Source organism: Paenibacillus sp. J22P218, assembly GCF_056269195.1.
In genome coordinates, this window is record NZ_JBWDNL010000016.1 from 1 (window position 1) to 1805 (window position 1805).

Consider the following 1805-nt stretch of genomic DNA (forward strand, 5'->3'; position numbering starts at 1 on the left):
GGGGTGGAAGCACAGCAATGTGTGTAGCTGACGAATACTAATCGGTCGAGGGCTTATCCTAAAGAGCTTATATGGTCCATACAACCTATAGGCAACAGCTAAAGTTCAGCAACAACATTCTTTCGTATCCAGATTTCAGGGCGCAATGCCTTGTATTCAATGGTTGTGTCTTTTCTGAAGTGATTCAGGAAGCATAATCATCGAAAAACACTTACCATGCGCGTATGGCGGAATTGGCAGACGCACCAGACTTAGGATCTGGCGGGCGACCGTGGGGGTTCAAGTCCCTCTACGCGCACCATACTTTCAACAAACAAGTTCTTGCTGAGCAAGGGCTTATTTTTGTTTTGACTATTCTAAATTATATTACGATCTTACTAGCTAAACACAAAAGTTAAATTAGCCACCCACGAAGGGTGTTTTTTTTTGCTTCGAGAATGGGTTCAAACGTCAAAAAACAATGTATATAGTAGTTAAAAGTCGAAGAATGCTGAAATATAAGAAGAAACGTGTTACAGTAGAAAATATTGGAATTCATAAACTACTATTAGGAGGTTTAGGGATGGATTTGAATAAAAACGAGTCTGTACCACAAGAAGAAAAAGTCAGTAGTAACATTGATAATCCGAACGTAGATTCCAAATCTGCTCCTGTCGCTGCAGCTTCTGCCGCATCACGAAACGTATTGAATGATGTCAGTGAGTCAATTAAAACAATTGACGGTCGTCTTATTATGAGGCTGCTCAAAAATCCATTAGAAAGCCTCTCTCTTAATCCTAACAAGGACCTAGTATACGGAATACTTGGTATTGTAGCTTCTGTAGTTGGATTCCTTATTTGGTCATTTATCATTGGGGCCAAGCTTCAACATTTGTTCAATAGCATTTTTGGATTTGGCGGTTTTGGTGGCCTCATGGATTCAGGAAGGATTAGTACTGCAATTGTAGGAAAAATGTTTCTTATGTCCTTATTTTCGATCATTTCGCTTTTTGTGGGACTTTCCGCAATTGGTTTTTGGAAGGGAAGTCAACGTCATTCCTTCAATACCATAATCATTAAGCTTGGTGGAGCCCAATACATGGCCGGAGCTGGATTTCTGATCGCCGCAGTATTAGCTCTTCTGAGTATTAAGCTATCGCTATTCGTGCTTATAATTACGTTGTTATCCACGCTGATCTTAACGGTAACTGCTTCAATTGAGTTGTTCGAGGTAACGAGGGAACGTCGTACGCTCTATATTGTTTCTTCAATCGCGAGTTATTCTCTTTTGTTAATGTTGTTGGGTTCAATTACGATCTAAATTTAATAAGTATAGAGGCTAATCCTGTTGAAACTTAGCAGGTTAGTCTCTATTTATTTCATAAAATGTTGAGCTTTTTCGTGAGTTATTATACGTTTTATTAAATGAATTTACGGTAATTTATAAAATATAAATATTATTATCGAAAAAACACTTGCAATGATATATGAAAACATGATATATTCTAATTCCGGCCGAGAGAAACACACGCCGGACACGAAAGACAAATGATTGTTCTTTGAAAACTGAACAACGAGCGTAACTGCCAGTTAAGAAGCTTTGGCTTCTAACTAAAGCAATGTATCAATCTTTATCGAAGTAACTCAGTGATGAGCGACCGCGATTAGAGGTTGATTGAAACGCCGATTGGAAATCTCGAATTCCAATGCGGTATAAAGTTTTTGAGCAAGTCAAACACCTTTATGGAGAGTTTGATCCTGGCTCAGGACGAACGCTGGCGGCGTGCCTAATACATGCAAGTCGAGCGGAGTTATTCCTTCGGGGA

General features: G+C 39.2%; 1 protein-coding gene, 1 tRNA gene and 1 rRNA gene. All 3 read left to right on the forward strand.

The genetic code is table 11. The annotated features are described in order from the left end of the window. The first annotated feature begins 218 nt into the window (after positions 1-218). Positions 219-301, forward strand: a tRNA-Leu gene (locus AC0YN0_RS31140). A gap of 261 nt (positions 302-562) precedes the next feature. Then, the gene (locus AC0YN0_RS31145; RefSeq protein ID WP_475824713.1) at positions 563-1300 is read left to right on the forward strand and encodes a hypothetical protein; all 738 of its coding nucleotides are present in this window, start codon (positions 563-565) and stop codon (positions 1298-1300) included. Positions 1301-1719: 419 nt separating this feature from the next. Further along, positions 1720-1805: ribosomal RNA gene (locus AC0YN0_RS31150) — 16S ribosomal RNA — on the forward strand; the annotation flags it as partial.

Excerpts from the sequence above, each read along its gene's own strand:
- AC0YN0_RS31145 (WP_475824713.1), top strand. The coding sequence starts at position 563 with ATGGATTTGAATAAAAACGAGTCTGTACCACAAGAAGAAAAAGTCAGT.